Genomic DNA, 14,331 nt, shown 5'->3' on the forward strand with positions numbered 1-14,331 from the left:
GTGCTAGAGCGGAGCCGACGACCGACGACTGGGGAGTGGCCGACGGCGTGGGCTGAGCCTCGGAGCTGTACAGAGCCGTGAACGGCAGCTGCCTTCCCTCCTCAGCCATCACCTCTTAAGTCATCGCGTGACCTCCGCTGACGTTACGCACAATCCGCGTGGCCCGAGTCACACCCCGTTTACCCCGAAAGGGGTCATACAGTCATGCAGTCCTCCGTTTGAGGGCACCAACCCCTTGCGCCGCCGGGCCTGGAAGGTCCGGCGGCGTCCTGCAGCCCGCGCTCCGGCGTGCCGCACCCGGGCTCTCCATGGCGAGGCCGACCTCAGTGCTCGCGCGGTGCGGGCACCACGCGCTCCACCTCGGGGTGGACGGTCAGCAACTGGCGCATGGCACTCTCAGCACCGACCGGGTCGGCGGAGACCAGCGCCTCGTTGATCCGCGCGTGATGGGAGATCACCGATTCGGACGGCCGGTCACAGCTGGTGATCGGCGTCCCGGAGACCTGGAGCGCGGCGGAGACGATGCCGGAGAGGTGCTCCAGCATGCGGTTGCCGGCGGCCTGGATCAGCAGCGCGTGGAACTCGGTGTCGGCTCGCGCAAAGGTCAGCGCGTCCCCCTGAGTGAGGGAATGCGTCATGATCTCGACCATGTCGGTCAGGCGCTGCTGGATGTCCTGTCGGCCATGGCCGGCGGCCAACCGGGCGGCGAGCGGCTCGATGGTCCAGCGGAGCTCGTTGAGCTCTCGACGCTGGTCCTCACGCTGGGGGCCGAAGGCCCGCCACTCGATGATGTCGGGGTCCAGCAGGTTCCAGTCACTGACGGGGCGGACCCGGGTTCCGACGTTGGGGCGGGCGCTCACGAGGCCCTTGGCCTCAAGGACCCGCAACGATTCGCGGACGACGGTCCGGGAGACCTCGAAGCGCTGACCGATCTCCTCGGGGACCAAAGGGCGGTCCGCACCGAGATCACCCGAGACGATCATCTGGCCGAGCTGTTGGACGAGTTGGCCGTGCAGCCCACGCCCGCGGCTGCCCGCGGCGCGGCGCCCCACGCGGCCCAGCTCCGCATCTGGGCCGTCCCAGTGTGAGGCTCCCACACGGTCAGCCGGGGGAGCCTCCGCGTAGGGGTAGCGGTCGAGTTCGCCCGAACCGGCAAGTCCAGCATCTGCTTGGCGGGCGGCGGTCATCATGGTGTGCGCAAGGGTACTCACGACTCCTTTGTCGGCGTCGCCCCCGTCACCCTTGAGGGCTTTGGTGAAAAGCACACGAAAGGGTGATCGGCTGCACTCGCTCAATTGACGATTTATCGTAAAGAACCCGGCACTTTATAGGGAGTTACGGTCGTCTCCCCACGACGGCGGCCAGCGGGCGCCAGGACCGTGCCCTACTGCGCAGACTCGTCCAGGCATAGGCGGCCATCAGAACAGCGAGGGACAACGCCAAGGCCACGCCGACTGGTTGGACCAGCACGCGCAGGGCGCTCAACACCAGGTGGTCGGCCTCGGGGGGCCACTGCACGCGCAGCAGTTGGCGCAGCCGGGCCGGGAGTCCCGCTACCGGATGAGGTGCGGGCACAAGAGCGATCCGCTGCACGAGCGGAACCACGGCCACCGGCACGGCCAGCACGGCAGCCAGGCCTGCGGCAGTGGAGCGGAACACTCCAGAGGCGAGCACGCCGGCCCACGCGCAGCCGATGACCAACCCCAACCAACCGGCACCCCCGGAAGCCCAGTCACCGGGCAGCCCGGCCGACCCGCCGTAAAGCAGGCGTAGCACGCCCAGATCCGCCGCCACGGTGAGGGCTCCAAGGGCCACCGCGAACCCAGCGGAGACGAGGAGCTTGGCCACGAGCAGGCCGAGGCGGCGCGGCACGGTGCCCCGGTCGGCCGCGAGAGCCGGGTATCGGTACTCCTCTCCGAAGGAGAGTGCCCCCAACAGCCCGGCAGCCAGGGCCGCGGGTGGGAGTGGCAGGATCTCGGGCCACGCAGTCAACAGACGGCCGTGGTCCACTTGTCCGGTTCGAGAGAGCAGGAGGGTGACAAGCACGGACAGCGCGACGGCTGCGCCACTGAGGACCACCGCCGTTGGCGTCCCCAAAACCCGCCGTAGCTCGTAGCGGTACGGGCGCAGAGGGCCTCCGATCCTGCGCATGGCCAGAAGAGGTGCATGACAAGCACCCGCGCCCGGAGCCGGTCGCACCTCGGACGAACCGGGCAGCACGTCCTTGGGAGCTGGGGCGGCCCGCAGATCCTGCGCCGTCAGACGGCTCGGCCCGGCAAGATCGAACGAGGCCGCCTGCGGGGCGGCCGACGGCGCCTGTGAGCCCGGCGGTGCCACCGAGCTCGCCCGCGCCGCTCGCGCCGCGCGGGTGACCCCGATCCGCAGGGGCGACAGCAGGCCGACCCCGGGCTTGGCACAAGGGGCCGGGGTGAGCGCAGCCGGGAGACTCAACTCACTTGTTTCTTCACTGAGCTGATGGATGAGAATGCCACTGCGGTAAGCCGATTCACCGATCTCTCCGCAACTCGCGCCGTACACGGCCAGGCGGTTGCCGCCCTCCCTGACGACCTCGACGGACCTGCGTGCGGCGCGCGCCTCCCGTGAGAGCTGCTCAGCCAGGCGAACGGCATGCGGGGTTCGCACCTCAACCCGGGAACGGAGCCGGGTTCTGGCGAACTCCTCTGCCGTCTGGTCGGCGACGAGACGGCCCGCGGCGATACTGACGACATGATCAGCGGTACGAGCGGCTTCCCTTGAGTCGTCAGTGGTGAACAAGACGGTGCCCCCACGTGCCGCATGAGCCCGCAGCAAGCCATGCATCCAGCGCTGTTCACGCGGAGAGAGCCCGGCAGCCGGCTCGTCCAAGAGCAGCGTGCAGGGGTCTGCCAACAGTGCTGCGGCAAGGCCGAGCCGGCGGTCCATCCCGAGCGAGAGCGAAGCCAACGACTGGTCGCGCAGCCCGGCAAGACCCACCAACTCGAGCATCTCATCAGCTCGGGAAACCGGCAGCGCGCCGGCCGCACACAGCATGCGTAGTTGCCCACGCGCGGTACGGGAAGGATGTCCAGGCACGTCCCCGAGCAGGACACCGACTTCCCGCCCGGGGTGGGCCACACGATGCAGCTGACGCCCCCTGAAATACGTGACGCCACGGCCTGGCTCGAGTTCGAGCATCATCCGAAGGACGGTGGTCTTACCGGCGCCGCGGGCGCCTAGTAATGCTGTCACCGTCCCCGGACGGGCCTCAAGGGTGAGGTCGTCCACCATGGGCGGACGGTCCCGGCGGGGGGCACTGGTGAGTCCGATGGCCTGGAGCATCGCTTCTCTCGCTGGGAGGTGAGACCGCTCAGCGGCGGTAAGGGCACCTCGGTAAGATAACGCGATATATCCGATTTAATGGTGAACGCGGCCGAGTCGGACAGGTCCCCCTCTAGACTTCCGGTCGCAGCATGGGCGGATTGAGGAGCGTCGCCCCGCCGGCACGGAAGAGCTGGGCCGGCCGACCGCCCTGCCGGGTGGTCGTTCCACCCGTGGGGACCAGGAACCCGGGGGTGCCGGTCACCTTGCGGTGGAAGTTGCGCGGGTCCAGCGCCACGCCCCAGACCGCCTCGTACACGCGCCGCAGCTCGCCGACGGTGAACTCCGGCGGGCAGAACGCAGTGGCGAGTGAGGAATATTCAATCTTGGAACGAGCGCGCTCCACACCCTCCGCGAGGATCTGGGCATGATCGAACGCCAGCGGCACAAGGGGGTCCACCTCGTTTGCAGGACCACCGGCGGCGTCCAACAGCTGCTCCACCGGCGACCACCGCACGCTGTTGGCATCCCCGCCGGCCCTCGGGGCAGGCAGGTCGGGTGCGAGCACCAAGTACGCAACACTGACCACCCGCATACGTGGGTCACGCCTGGGGTCACCGTAGGTGGCGAGCTGCTCCAGATGCGCACCGTTGCCTGCCAAAGGTGCGGCGGGGTCGTGTGCGCACAGGCCGGTCTCCTCCGCAAGCTCCCGGGCGGCTGCCGCGCCCAAGTCCTCATCCCCTCGGACGAATCCCCCAGGCAGGGCCCATCTGTGCTGGAACGGTGGCTCACCACGGCGCACCACGAGCGCGCAGAGCGCATGCCGCCGCACGGTGAGCACGACCAGGTCGACAGTGACTGCAAAAGGCGGAAAGGCCGACGGGTCGTAGGGCATGCAGCGATCATAGTCGTCTTCCTGACGATAAACACTCCTCTTGGGGATCTCTGGCGACACAAGCCGCGCCCGCTCAGACACCGAGCTGAAGTGAGGAAGAAGCCTCCTCCACCATTCCCATGCCCAGTCTGCTCACCCGTGCTGCGAACGGCTCGCTCGCCACCCGCAGGCCGGACACCCTCAGCTCACCGAGCGGAGCACTGCTCATCGGATCCAAGCGCACTGTCCCAGCAGGGGCATCCGGGCGAAGACCGGCCAACACGACCAGCAACTGGACGGGAAGCCCCGCTGCGATCGCAGCGGGACGGCACGCTGCCGGGTGCGGCAGGGGCGCACTGCCCGCCGTACGCTGTGCCGCCGCGTACATCTCTGGCAGTCGATACTCGAAGTACTCGGCTGCATCTAGCAACCCCTTCAGAAGGGAGCCTGCTTCCTTCTCGAGGCCCGCCGCGGCCAAGCCCGTCACGGCGACCGCCGTCTCATACACCCGCACCGCACCCGCGCGATGACCGAAGGGGTTGTAGCCGATCTCCTGGGAGCTCACGCTGCGCAGACCCCAGCCCGAGTCCATGGAGGGGCTTCCCAGGAGCCGGCCCACCTGCTCAGTAGAGACCTTGTCGAGAAGTCCGGGAGCGTACCGGCCGCCCCCCAAGAGCCCGGTGTCAAGCAGGTGTGCGAGAGCGGCTCCGAGGTAGCCCAGCGGACGGCCGTCGGGAGCGAGAGCCACCGCGGGGCGAGAGCCCGAGCGGGAGTCCACCCAGAAGGCCGCACGGAACCGCTCCCGCATCCCCGCCGCCCGTTCCCGCAACTCGGCCGAGCCCGGACGGCCGCATTCAGCCAGCAGGTCGGCTCCGAGTACCGCCGCCCGATGGGCATGCGCCTGCGTCTCGCAGCGTGCCGGACCGCTTGAGGGATCCCACAGCAGGCCATCGCGCGCTGCTCTACGCAACCAAGTCAAACACCGCTCCGCAGCGGGGAGCAGGTCCGCGAGATCCCGCTCCGGCAAACCCCAGCGCCGGGCCTCGGCGAGTACGGTCGGGAAGGCCAAAGTGGCCTCAACCCCCGTACTACCAGGAGGCAACGAAAGACCTGCGGCTCGCATAGGGCCCGGAATCAGCCCGAACCCCTCGCCCTTCGAAGTCGACTGAGTGCGAGCAAGAGTGCGCAAGGTGGATGCGGCCAGTGCGGTGCCCAGGGGGAGTGTCATCCTGGCGGCCCAGAGCGAATCGGCCGGCGCAAGGCCGCAGCGCCAGGGTGCGCCCGCAACGAGGTACGCATCGGAGGGCTGAGTGACATCTCGCATCATGAGGGCCCGCAGATCGCCAACTCCCGTCCTCAGCAGGGTTCCGATCCGTGCGTCATCGCCTTCTGCACGCGCTGGCTCACTGGCTGGCGGGGCAACCGATAGGTGTGCGCCCCTACGACCCGGTCCGGTGCGCAGTTCGATGGAGCACGCCTGGCCGGGAGCCAGGCGCAGCTCCCAGCGCAACAGCCCGGCCGGAGCCAGCACGTCGTCCGGCGGCGGATCCGCGGTGGTCACCGCATGCGCAGTGGCGGTACTCCAGCGCAGGCCCGCGGCGTGCACAGTGGCGGTGACATCCGGTCCGGACCTGCCCGCGGCGAGGTCCGCCAGATCCGCCAGATCTGTGGCGAGGAAGATCTCGACGGGCAGTCGCAAAGGGTGGGGGGCAAAACTGCGCAAGGTGATGCTTTCGGTGCCGTCTGCGCCGCGGACCCGTTCCACGCTGATGTCAGGGTCAGGTCCCACACCCATGCGCAACGTGGCGGTGAAGGTGGCCTCCGACGGGCCTAGCTTGCGGCCCTGAACACTGATCGGCTCACGCCCCGCCACTCGCAACCAGCAGCGAGCCAGCAATCGCCGTCCGCAGTGGTAGACCCCTTCCAGGCCTCGGCCCGTCAGCTGGCCTTGGGGCGGGGAGACCACCAGGCCCGGCATGGCTACGCAGACGATCGCGTCATGCGCCGCTGGCAGCTCCACCGCGGGCGCGTTGTTCTGCCCAGAAGCCTCTGGCGGCCGGCCGGTGCTGCCGGAGCCCGTGGCGGGCGGTGCGCCCGTCGAAACCCTTCGAGCCGAGGAGAGGAGATGCATGCGTCGCCTTCTGTGGGCTGCTGACGGTGCCGGAGAACGATGACCCTGCACATACGCCGGAGCCACCCATGTGAACGCCCTCGCACGCAGCCAGGTCACGGTGCGCCGCAAGGACTGCCAGCCGTTCATGACTCACGCCGAGGGGAATCCGCAGTCCGCTGACGGGGCACACGAGTAACACGGCCGTTGTGCGGCGGGGGCGCTGCCTTCGGCTTGGGCTTCGACCCTCGAGTGGGGTGTGGACGCCTGCGGGGCTTGCCCGCGGTCCGAGCGGCAACCGCGGGGCGATGCTGCCCCGGGGCCTGCTCGGCCGCCGGGCGGGAGGCACTTGGTACAGGCCGTGCCGGAGTTGGTTCGGCGGCGTACTGCTTCGCTTTCAGACGCCTGGCGCGCTCGTCACGCAAGCAACCTCGAAGCCCTTCCGGATCAAGGCCCTGATTGCACGCCTGGCTGAGCAGTCGGGCGAAGCGGTAGTCGGGATCCAGCTGAAGGGCTAGCCCAAGTGCTACCCGGGCCTCAGGTTCGTCCTCGGTGGACCAGGCCACCCAGCCGGCCAGTGTCAGCGGGGCTGCGGCATGCTCCGAGTAGGCACCAACACAACGGCGGGCGAGCGCCCGCCACAGACGCAGGGCCGAAGCAGCCTCGTCCCCCTCCATCCACTCCGCAGCGATGTCGCGGACCTCCCGGTCCTGCAAGCCCACCACAAGGGTCGCGCTCTCCTCCACGCCCAGCAGTGCATCGTCCCATTCGTCGGCGGCCAGGCCAGCGGTACTCGGTGGTGCCTGCTCGAAGCGGCGGATGGCGCCCTCCGCAAGGGCAATGGTCTCGGCTCCCACCTGCTCACGTGTGGTTCCGTCCAGGATCTTGGGAACGAGAGCGAGCGACGCACGGTCGAGTGCCGCCTCCTGTACCTCGGCGGCGCGGCCGGTCAGGGGTGAGAGGCGCGCCTCCATGTCCCTGAGTGTGCCCCGCACGCGCAGCCCGGCGTAGGCAGCGGCTGCGGCCATCGCCGTGGTACCAGGCATCGCCAAGGGAGTCCCCTGCACCGGGCAACACCGCCTGTCGGGGCAACAGTAGGACCAGAACCGTCCGTCAGAGATGCACAGGGCCTCCATGACGGGAACGTCTAACGCACCGCAGGCCAAACGGACTTGCTGTGCAAGCGGGCGAAGCCGCTCCATCACTGCTGATCCGTCCTCCTGGGGGCCCGGGTCCTTGCAGAGGTAGAGAATGATTCCATCCGGTCGGCCTTGGTGGTCCATGCTGCCCGTGACCAGGCATTCCGCTACCTGACTCGCGGTGTACTCCCAGTCCTTCGGCGAGGCCGGGATGCCCAACCGAAGTCGGCCACCGAAGCGTCCGCGGTCGCCGTGCACGGCGACCAGGACGAGCGAGTCGCTGGGATGGAATCCCAGGACGTAGGGCAAGGCATCAGCAAGCTCAGCCGAGTTCCGCAGGGTGATCTGTGCGCCGAATGAGCCAGTGGCTCCGCTGTGTGTGGTCATGTCCCGAAGGTCTCTCGTCAGCGACCGATAGCGCCAGCCCTGTGGATAACGTTATCCACAGGGCTGGGTGGGCCGTTGACACGAGGGCGGAGTCATCGGGTTGCATGGAGACATGCACAACACTGATTCCCGCACTGCGGACACCAACGGGCTCTCGACGCTCCACACCGACAACAGCTGTGCCCTGCAACGGCATCGCACGGAGTTTCGCGCCTCCACGCGAGGGCGCAAGGCGCGACCCATTCAGCGGGCCCGTCGCGCCAGCGTGTTCACTCACCCGGGGCGTGGACCGTGCGCGCTGTTGCTCAGTGGCGCTATCGGCGGGGTCTGCTCGGACACCAGCCGCATCTTGCACCTGTTCCGGGTACTGCTCCGCCCGCTCACACACCAGGTTCGACAAGGTCTTCGGACCGCTGCGCTAGGTGTTGGCCTCCCTGGCGGGCGAACCTCTTCTCCTCCAAGGGCAGTCCCAACAACGCCGCGAACAACTCAGCGGGAGCGGCATGGCCGCTTTCGACCCGTGGTCCCCAACTCCCCCGCTGAGAACCACCCTCATACGGACTTACGGACCTCCTGCGAAGGAGTCCTCGATCCTCCCGGCAGGCTCGGTCTACCCAGCCAGGGCGAGGACGAGCGGGAGGACTCGCTCGGCACCGGCCTGGCGCAGGAGCCGGGCGCCTACGGCCAGGGTCCAGCCGGATTCGGTGTAGTCATCGACAAGCAGCACCGGGCCCGGAGTACCGGCCAGAGCAGCCGCCAGGTCGTCGGGTACCACGAACGAAGCCGCCAGGGCACGCAGCCTCTGGGCAGAGTTGCTGCGGTGCGCCGGATGTCCGCCAGCCTCGGCAGCGTAGGCCAGGCTCCCCAGCAGCGGCAGCCTGCCGACCCGGGCCAACCCCGTAGCCAGGGAGCCGACCAGCTGTGGGCGTGTGGCGGAGGGCATGGCGACCACCCCAACCGGTCGGGCCATCGCACCGGGACCGCCGGCGGCCCAGCCCCCGGGCGAACGTGCCCAGTCAGCCACCACCGTCACGGCTGCTGCCAGCACATCGTCCGGAAGCGGCCCGTCCACGGCCTGGTCAGAGAGCAACGGACGCAGGCGGTTGCCCCAACCGATGTCCGAGAGCCTACCCAGCGCACGCCCCGTGGCGGCTTGTTGGCCCTCGGGGATCCGCCCCCTGAGGTCGACCCCGACGGCCGGCATCCCGGTCGGCCACATCCGGCGAGGCTCCACCTCGACCCCCGGACGGTCCAGTTCCCCCACCGCACCCGAGAGCGCCGCAGGCGATACCGCAGGGTCCATCCAGGCGCCGGCGCAGGAGTCGCAACGACCGCACGGGGCCGCCTTCTCGTCGTCGAGCTGTCGCTGCAGGAACTCCATCCGGCACCCGCTGGTCGCCACGTAGTCCCTCATCGCCTGCTGCTCCGCCTCTCGCTGCCTGGCGACCCATGCGTAACGCTCCGCGTCGTAGGTCCACCGCTCACCGGTGGCGGCCCAGCCTCCCTTCACCCGCTTTACCGCCCCGTCCACGTCCAGGACCTTCAGCATGGTTTCCAGCCTCGAACGCCGAAGGTCCACCAGCGGCTCCAGGGCAGGCAAGGACAAGGGGCGGCCGGCATCCGCCAGAACGGTGAGCGTGCGTCGCACCTGTTCCTCCGGCGGGAATCCCACAGAAGCGAAGTACGCCCAGATCGCTTCGTCCTCGCGGCCCGGCAACAACAGCACGTCCGCGTGGTCCACCCCGCGTCCCGCACGTCCCACCTGCTGGTAGTAGGCGATCGGGGAGGAAGGCGACCCAAGGTGCACCACGAAGCCCAGATCCGGCTTGTCGAACCCCATCCCCAACGCAGAGGTCGCCACCAAAGCCTTCACTCGGTTCGCCAGCAGGTCCTCTTCCGCCTGCAACCGGTCGGCGTTCTCCGTCTTCCCCGTGTAGGAGGCAACCGGATACCCGCGCTGTCGCAGGAAAGCGGCGACCTCCTCTGCTGCCGCGACCGTCAGGGTGTAGATGATCCCCGATCCAGGAAGGTCTCCCAGCCGCTCTCCCAGCCAGGCAAGTCGATGCGCCGCGTCGGGCAGCTGCAACACGCCCAACCGCAGGCTGTCCCGGTCCAGTGGCCCGCGCAGCACCAGAGAGTCCCCGCCCCCGGTCCCCAGTTGTTCGGCCACGTCGGCCGTGACCCGGGCGTTGGCGGTGGCGGTGGTGGCCAGCACCGGCACGCCCGGCGCCAGCTCTGCAAGCATCGCCCGCAGTCGTCGGTAGTCGGGGCGGAAGTCATGACCCCAGTCGGAGATGCAGTGCGCCTCATCGACCACCAGCAGACCGGTGGTAGCAGCGAGTTTGGGCAACATCTGATCACGGAAGTCCACCGAGTTCAGACGCTCCGGGCTGACGAGGAGCACGTCGGTTTCCCCGCGCTCGACCTCCTCTTGGATGGTGTCCCACTCTTCCGGGTTGGCCGAGTTGATCGTGCGTGCCCGGATACCCGCCCGTGCCGCCGACTCGACCTGGTTGCGCATCAACGCCAGCAGCGGCGAGACGATCACCGTGGGACCTGCGCCACGCCGCCGCAGCAGAGCCGTGGCAACGAAGTACACCGCCGACTTGCCCCAGCCGGTGCGCTGCACCACCAGCGCCCGCCGGCGCTCCTGCACCAGGGCGGCCACGGCCTGCCACTGGTCCTCCCGCAGCCGCGCCGATCCCCCCGGGGCGCCAACGAGCTCAGCGAGGATGGCATCGGCTTCAGTGCGGAGCTCCAGGTTGTCCATGCCCCCCATGCAACCGGATCCCGCAGACAATCGCCCAACTCACCCAAAGTGACAGCTGGCTCACAAGCGGGTCACGACCGCAGGACACATCTGGAGGATTGGGTCGGATTTCACCAAAAGGCACTCGATGGAAGGGGTTGCGCAGCTCTAGCGCAAGCACCCGCCGCGCGCATCGCAAGGCACGGCTCCCGCCGCGGCGGGTGCCCGAGCCCGTTTCTGCTGGTCCTTGAGGTAGGGAGTAGCCCGGATGCGTGGTTGGTGAGCCCATGAGGCAAGGAAATGAGTGCCATACCGACTGATTCCGGTCGGTGTCACCAATTGCTCGTTGCCGCGCCGTAAGGGCCCGGGTCAGAATTGGAGGGCTCCCGTACGGCTCGCCGGCGCTCATTGAGAGGGCCGTATCGCGCTGTGCCCTCGCCACCTTCCGCCCCTCGCACGGGCGTGTACCGAAGGGAGGACCGTGACCTTCGGATTCTCACCGTCCGCAGCCGCATCGATACGCAACACGGATACGGACAGGCACCACGGGCGGCTGTTGGAACCGGCCGAATGGGCCGCGGCTGAGATTCCCCTGCTTATCAACCCCCGCGAGGTCGTCAGCGGCTTGCACTCCCGGCACAGCCCCAAACCGATGACGGCGGTGATCGCGGTACTAGATCCGGACGAACGGCTGGTGGCCAGCGCTTCGTTCGTTCCGCGGATTGCTTCGGCTGACGGTTGGGACTACCGCAATTCGCTGCTCTCCGCCCTGCGCCGAGTGATCCCGCACGACCTGCGTCGCCGCACACCGGTACGGACCGCCGTGCTGCTCTACTGCCGTGACGGCGACGAACGCTGGACGGTAGAGGATGGCGCCTGGATGTGGGGACTGCGCGATGCCTGCACCTTGCACGGACTGAGATGTGGCGCCTACATCACCTTGACGGACGGAGGTTGGCGAGTCCTGGGCGAGGGACGTGGTGGCCGTCAACCACATGCGGGCGGCCGCCCGGTCGGACTGGCCGAGGCACAGGCCCCGGACGCCGTCTCGCTGACGCCCCGGACCGGAGGCGGCTCGGCTGAGGCACTCCGCCGTACCGCGGCCCGCTGAAGGGCCGCGGTACGCCGGCGAGCCGACGCGACGTCTCAAACCTCAACCAACGGAGAACCGGATGAGGTTTCGTCAGACGCCTGCGCCCAGAACCGAATTGATCTGCTGCGGGTCGCCACACACGATGAGCAGCGTCTGGGCGCACCCCAGCGCTTTCGGCAGTTCGCGCGCAGCTGTTGCCGCATCCGCGCCATTGGCGGCGAAGACCACGACGGGACGGGCCGAAGCACGCCCGGCGAGACCGGCATCCGCGTAGAAGACGTCGTCTCGGGCATCGTGTTGCGCCCAGTAGGCGGACTCGCCGAAGGTCAGTTCGTGAGCTGCCCACGGGTGAGGATCACCCGAAGTGAGCACCAGCACGTCTCCGGGTGCGCGCCCGGATTCGAGCAGCAGGTCAACTGCTTCCTCGGCGGCATCCAGAGCACCCTCGGCCGTTGCCGGGATCAGCTGAATCTGGGGTGCCGCCATGGGAGCGGCCGAAGTAGGCGACTGGGTGGCTCCGGACCCCGCGGGCTCGTGCGGCGCGCGCTGCACGGGTGGTGCGGGCCTGGGGGTGGGGCCGGGACGTCCGGGCCGGGGCACGGCTACGGGACGCGGACCAGGTACGGGACGGGGGGTCGGCGCGGTCCGGCTGGCGGCCGGAGCGACGCGGGGACCCTGGGCACTCTCGTGAATCTGAGACTCCTCGGTGATGAGAGGCATAACGGGATGTGTATCAAACGCCGGTACGGTTCGTAACAGCGAGTGGGTGCAACAGTGCGATTAGAAATCGAAGCCGAGTTGACCCCCGATTTCCAGCTCAATTGCTTCCTCGCTCCGGCGGGTCTTCTTGAGGTGCCGCCACTGGGGCAGCGCGTCCAGGTACGACCAGGACAGTCGGTGGAGCGGGGTGGGGCCCCGTACCTCCAGGGCGGCCCGGTGCACCGGCGACGGGTAGCCGGCGTTGGCGGCAAAGGCGAAGTCTTCGTGTGCAGTGCCCAGTTCAGCCATCATGCGGTCCCGCCGCACCTTCGCGATCACCGAGGCGGCGGCTACCGCCACGCAGGACCGGTCGCCCTTGATCACGGTACGGACCCGCCAGGGCGACCCGAGATAGTCGTGCTTCCCGTCCAGGATCACCGCGTCCGGGCGGACTGGAAGGGCCTCCAGAGCCCGCATCGCGGCCAGCCGCAGCGCTGCCGTCATGCCGAGCTCGTCGATCTCCTCCGGAGAGGAATGTCCGAGGGCGTAGGCCGTGACCCAGGATTCGAGGACCTCGGCGAGTTCGTCGCGGCGCTTGACGGTGAGTAGCTTCGAGTCGGTGAGTCCCTCGGGTGGCCGGCGGAGACCGGTGACGGCCGCACACACGGTGACGGGACCGGCCCAGGCCCCTCGTCCGACTTCGTCGACCCCGGCGATGGTCTTGGCCCCGGTGGTGGCGCGGAGGGAGCGCTCGACGGTATGGGTGGGTGCTTCGTAGGGCATGGCGTCAGCAACACTACGCCGCCCGGGGCCACCTGCGACACCCCGGGCCGCCTGTCTCTTGTCCGCTGGTCAGGGCCTCGGCGGGATCGGATTCCCTCATCCCGGCACCATCGGTCCACGCGTTCGCTCCCGCACAGCCCGGAGTCCGGACAAAGCCCCGCGGGACGGGCGCCTCACACGCCCCCTGTCGCACTCGTGAACAACCCCGCCGCGAGGAGTCCACCGCCGCCGGCAAAGGTGAATTCTCAGGTGCCCACGCACCGCGTGCCCAGACCTCGCCGAACCGTCTTCAACCAGCAGCGACGGGCACCCAACCGGGTAGCGCCTCGGTGCCCGTCGACCATGCCAATGGCGGCTGTCCACGCACATGCCCTCCCAGGACTCCGCCGACGATCGCACAGGTGGTGTCCATATCACCGCCCACCGTCGCGGTGGTCCAGAAGGCGCCCTCGAAATCACCCAGGCTGCGGGCCGCCGACCACAGCGCGAAGGGCACGGTGTCGTGCGCACTGGTGCGCCGGCCGCAGCCGAGGACGGCCGCGACGGTCCCCGCGTCGCCGTAGTCGAGCATGTCGCGGGCCCGACGCAGCCCCGCCCCCACCGCGCTGCGCGGCACGAGGTCGATGACGCCGTCGAGGAGTTCCGTGGCCGAGGGAGGCCCCCCCGGGGCGGCGGCCAGAGCCGCTGCGGCGGCTACCGCCATGGCTCCGACCACGGCCTCCCGGTGCTGGTGGGTGGTGTACGAGGAGATCTCCGCTTGGTGGGTGGCCTGCTCGGGGTCGTCCGCGTACCAGGCTCCGAGCGGGGCGATGCGCATGGCCGCGCCATTGCCCCAGGAACCCTGACCGTTGAACATCTCGGCGGCGAGTTCCCGCCAATCGCCGCCCTCGCGGATCAGCCGCAACATCCGGTTGACCGCCGGACCGTATCCACGATCGACGTTGTGGCGATCAGCGAACGAGGAAGCCAGGGCGTCCTGATCGATCCGCCCATGGGCGACGAGGACGGCGAGGACGGAGCAGGCCATCTCGGTGTCGTCGGTCCACGCCCATGGGCCGGGCGGTGGCACACGCCGCTTGAGCAGCGGATAGTTCACCGGGATGAAGAACTGGGAACCCAGCGCGTCGCCCACGGCCAGCCCACGAAGGCTCGACAGTGCACGCTCGAAGCGCTGTTCGGAGGAGGATTCAGCGGTCATCG

Annotated in this window: 10 protein-coding genes; 1 reads left to right on the forward strand and 9 read right to left on the reverse strand. The window is 69.0% G+C overall.

Annotated features, from left to right (window positions below; all coding sequences use genetic code 11):
* Nucleotides 1–323: 323 nt before the first annotated feature.
* The 6 genes from ACFYMC_RS17065 to ACFYMC_RS17090 all read right to left on the reverse strand — a co-directional run bounded on the left by ACFYMC_RS17065 (nucleotide 324) and on the right by ACFYMC_RS17090 (nucleotide 10,577).
* Nucleotides 324–1,211, reverse strand: coding sequence for a FadR/GntR family transcriptional regulator (locus tag ACFYMC_RS17065; protein WP_388525271.1), 888 nt, complete (start codon nucleotides 1,209–1,211; stop codon nucleotides 324–326).
* A 124-nt stretch (nucleotides 1,212–1,335) separates the two neighbouring features.
* Nucleotides 1,336–3,318, reverse strand: a complete 1,983-nt coding sequence (locus tag ACFYMC_RS17070) for an ATP-binding cassette domain-containing protein (RefSeq protein WP_388525273.1) — start codon at nucleotides 3,316–3,318, stop codon at nucleotides 1,336–1,338.
* Nucleotides 3,319–3,430: 112 nt separating this feature from the next.
* Nucleotides 3,431–4,192, reverse strand: coding sequence for an NUDIX domain-containing protein (locus ACFYMC_RS17075; RefSeq protein WP_388525276.1), 762 nt, complete (start codon nucleotides 4,190–4,192; stop codon nucleotides 3,431–3,433).
* A gap of 73 nt (nucleotides 4,193–4,265) precedes the next feature.
* Entirely contained in the window at nucleotides 4,266–6,302 is a 2,037-nt protein-coding gene (locus ACFYMC_RS17080; protein WP_388525279.1) for a glycogen debranching N-terminal domain-containing protein, read from the reverse strand.
* A 125-nt stretch (nucleotides 6,303–6,427) separates the two neighbouring features.
* Nucleotides 6,428–7,807, reverse strand: coding sequence for a DUF4192 domain-containing protein (locus tag ACFYMC_RS17085; protein WP_388525281.1), 1,380 nt, complete (start codon nucleotides 7,805–7,807; stop codon nucleotides 6,428–6,430).
* 610 nt (nucleotides 7,808–8,417) lie between these two features.
* Complete coding sequence (locus tag ACFYMC_RS17090) at nucleotides 8,418–10,577, reverse strand: RecQ family ATP-dependent DNA helicase (protein WP_388525283.1); 2,160 nt, start codon at nucleotides 10,575–10,577, stop codon at nucleotides 8,418–8,420.
* 460 nt (nucleotides 10,578–11,037) lie between these two features.
* Here ACFYMC_RS17090 and ACFYMC_RS17095 point away from each other — a divergent pair, with 460 nt between their 5' ends.
* On the forward strand, nucleotides 11,038–11,667 hold the full coding sequence (locus tag ACFYMC_RS17095) for a hypothetical protein (protein WP_388525285.1): 630 nt from the start codon (nucleotides 11,038–11,040) through the stop codon (nucleotides 11,665–11,667).
* A gap of 72 nt (nucleotides 11,668–11,739) precedes the next feature.
* Here ACFYMC_RS17095 and ACFYMC_RS17100 read toward each other — a convergent pair whose 3' ends face one another.
* The 3 genes from ACFYMC_RS17100 to ACFYMC_RS17110 form a co-directional block, all read right to left on the reverse strand.
* Nucleotides 11,740–12,369 carry a hypothetical protein gene (locus ACFYMC_RS17100; RefSeq protein WP_388525288.1) on the reverse strand — a complete coding sequence of 210 codons (630 nt, stop codon included), beginning with the start codon at nucleotides 12,367–12,369 and terminating at the stop codon, nucleotides 11,740–11,742.
* Nucleotides 12,370–12,429: 60 nt separating this feature from the next.
* Complete coding sequence (locus ACFYMC_RS17105; protein ID WP_388525290.1) at nucleotides 12,430–13,131, reverse strand: ribonuclease HII; 702 nt, start codon at nucleotides 13,129–13,131, stop codon at nucleotides 12,430–12,432.
* Nucleotides 13,132–13,420: 289 nt separating this feature from the next.
* Nucleotides 13,421–14,329, reverse strand: a complete 909-nt coding sequence (locus ACFYMC_RS17110; protein WP_388525292.1) for an ADP-ribosylglycohydrolase family protein — start codon at nucleotides 14,327–14,329, stop codon at nucleotides 13,421–13,423.
* Nucleotides 14,330–14,331: the final 2 nt, after the last annotated feature.

The organism is Streptomyces sp. NPDC006879 (assembly GCF_042869595.1).
Taxonomy (GTDB): Bacteria; Actinomycetota; Actinomycetes; order Streptomycetales; family Streptomycetaceae; genus Streptomyces.

Excerpts from the sequence above, each read along its gene's own strand:
- ACFYMC_RS17070 (WP_388525273.1), bottom strand. The coding sequence starts at position 3,318 with ATGCTCCAGGCCATCGGACTCACCAGTGCCCCCCGCCGGGACCGTCCG.
- ACFYMC_RS17075 (WP_388525276.1), bottom strand. The coding sequence starts at position 4,192 with ATGCCCTACGACCCGTCGGCCTTTCCGCCTTTTGCAGTCACTGTCGAC.
- ACFYMC_RS17080 (WP_388525279.1), bottom strand. The coding sequence starts at position 6,302 with ATGCATCTCCTCTCCTCGGCTCGAAGGGTTTCGACGGGCGCACCGCCC.
- ACFYMC_RS17085 (WP_388525281.1), bottom strand. The coding sequence starts at position 7,807 with ATGACCACACACAGCGGAGCCACTGGCTCATTCGGCGCACAGATCACC.
- ACFYMC_RS17090 (WP_388525283.1), bottom strand. The coding sequence starts at position 10,577 with ATGGACAACCTGGAGCTCCGCACTGAAGCCGATGCCATCCTCGCTGAG.
- ACFYMC_RS17100 (WP_388525288.1), bottom strand. The coding sequence starts at position 12,369 with ATGCCTCTCATCACCGAGGAGTCTCAGATTCACGAGAGTGCCCAGGGT.
- ACFYMC_RS17105 (WP_388525290.1), bottom strand. The coding sequence starts at position 13,131 with ATGCCCTACGAAGCACCCACCCATACCGTCGAGCGCTCCCTCCGCGCC.
- ACFYMC_RS17110 (WP_388525292.1), bottom strand. The coding sequence starts at position 14,329 with ATGACCGCTGAATCCTCCTCCGAACAGCGCTTCGAGCGTGCACTGTCG.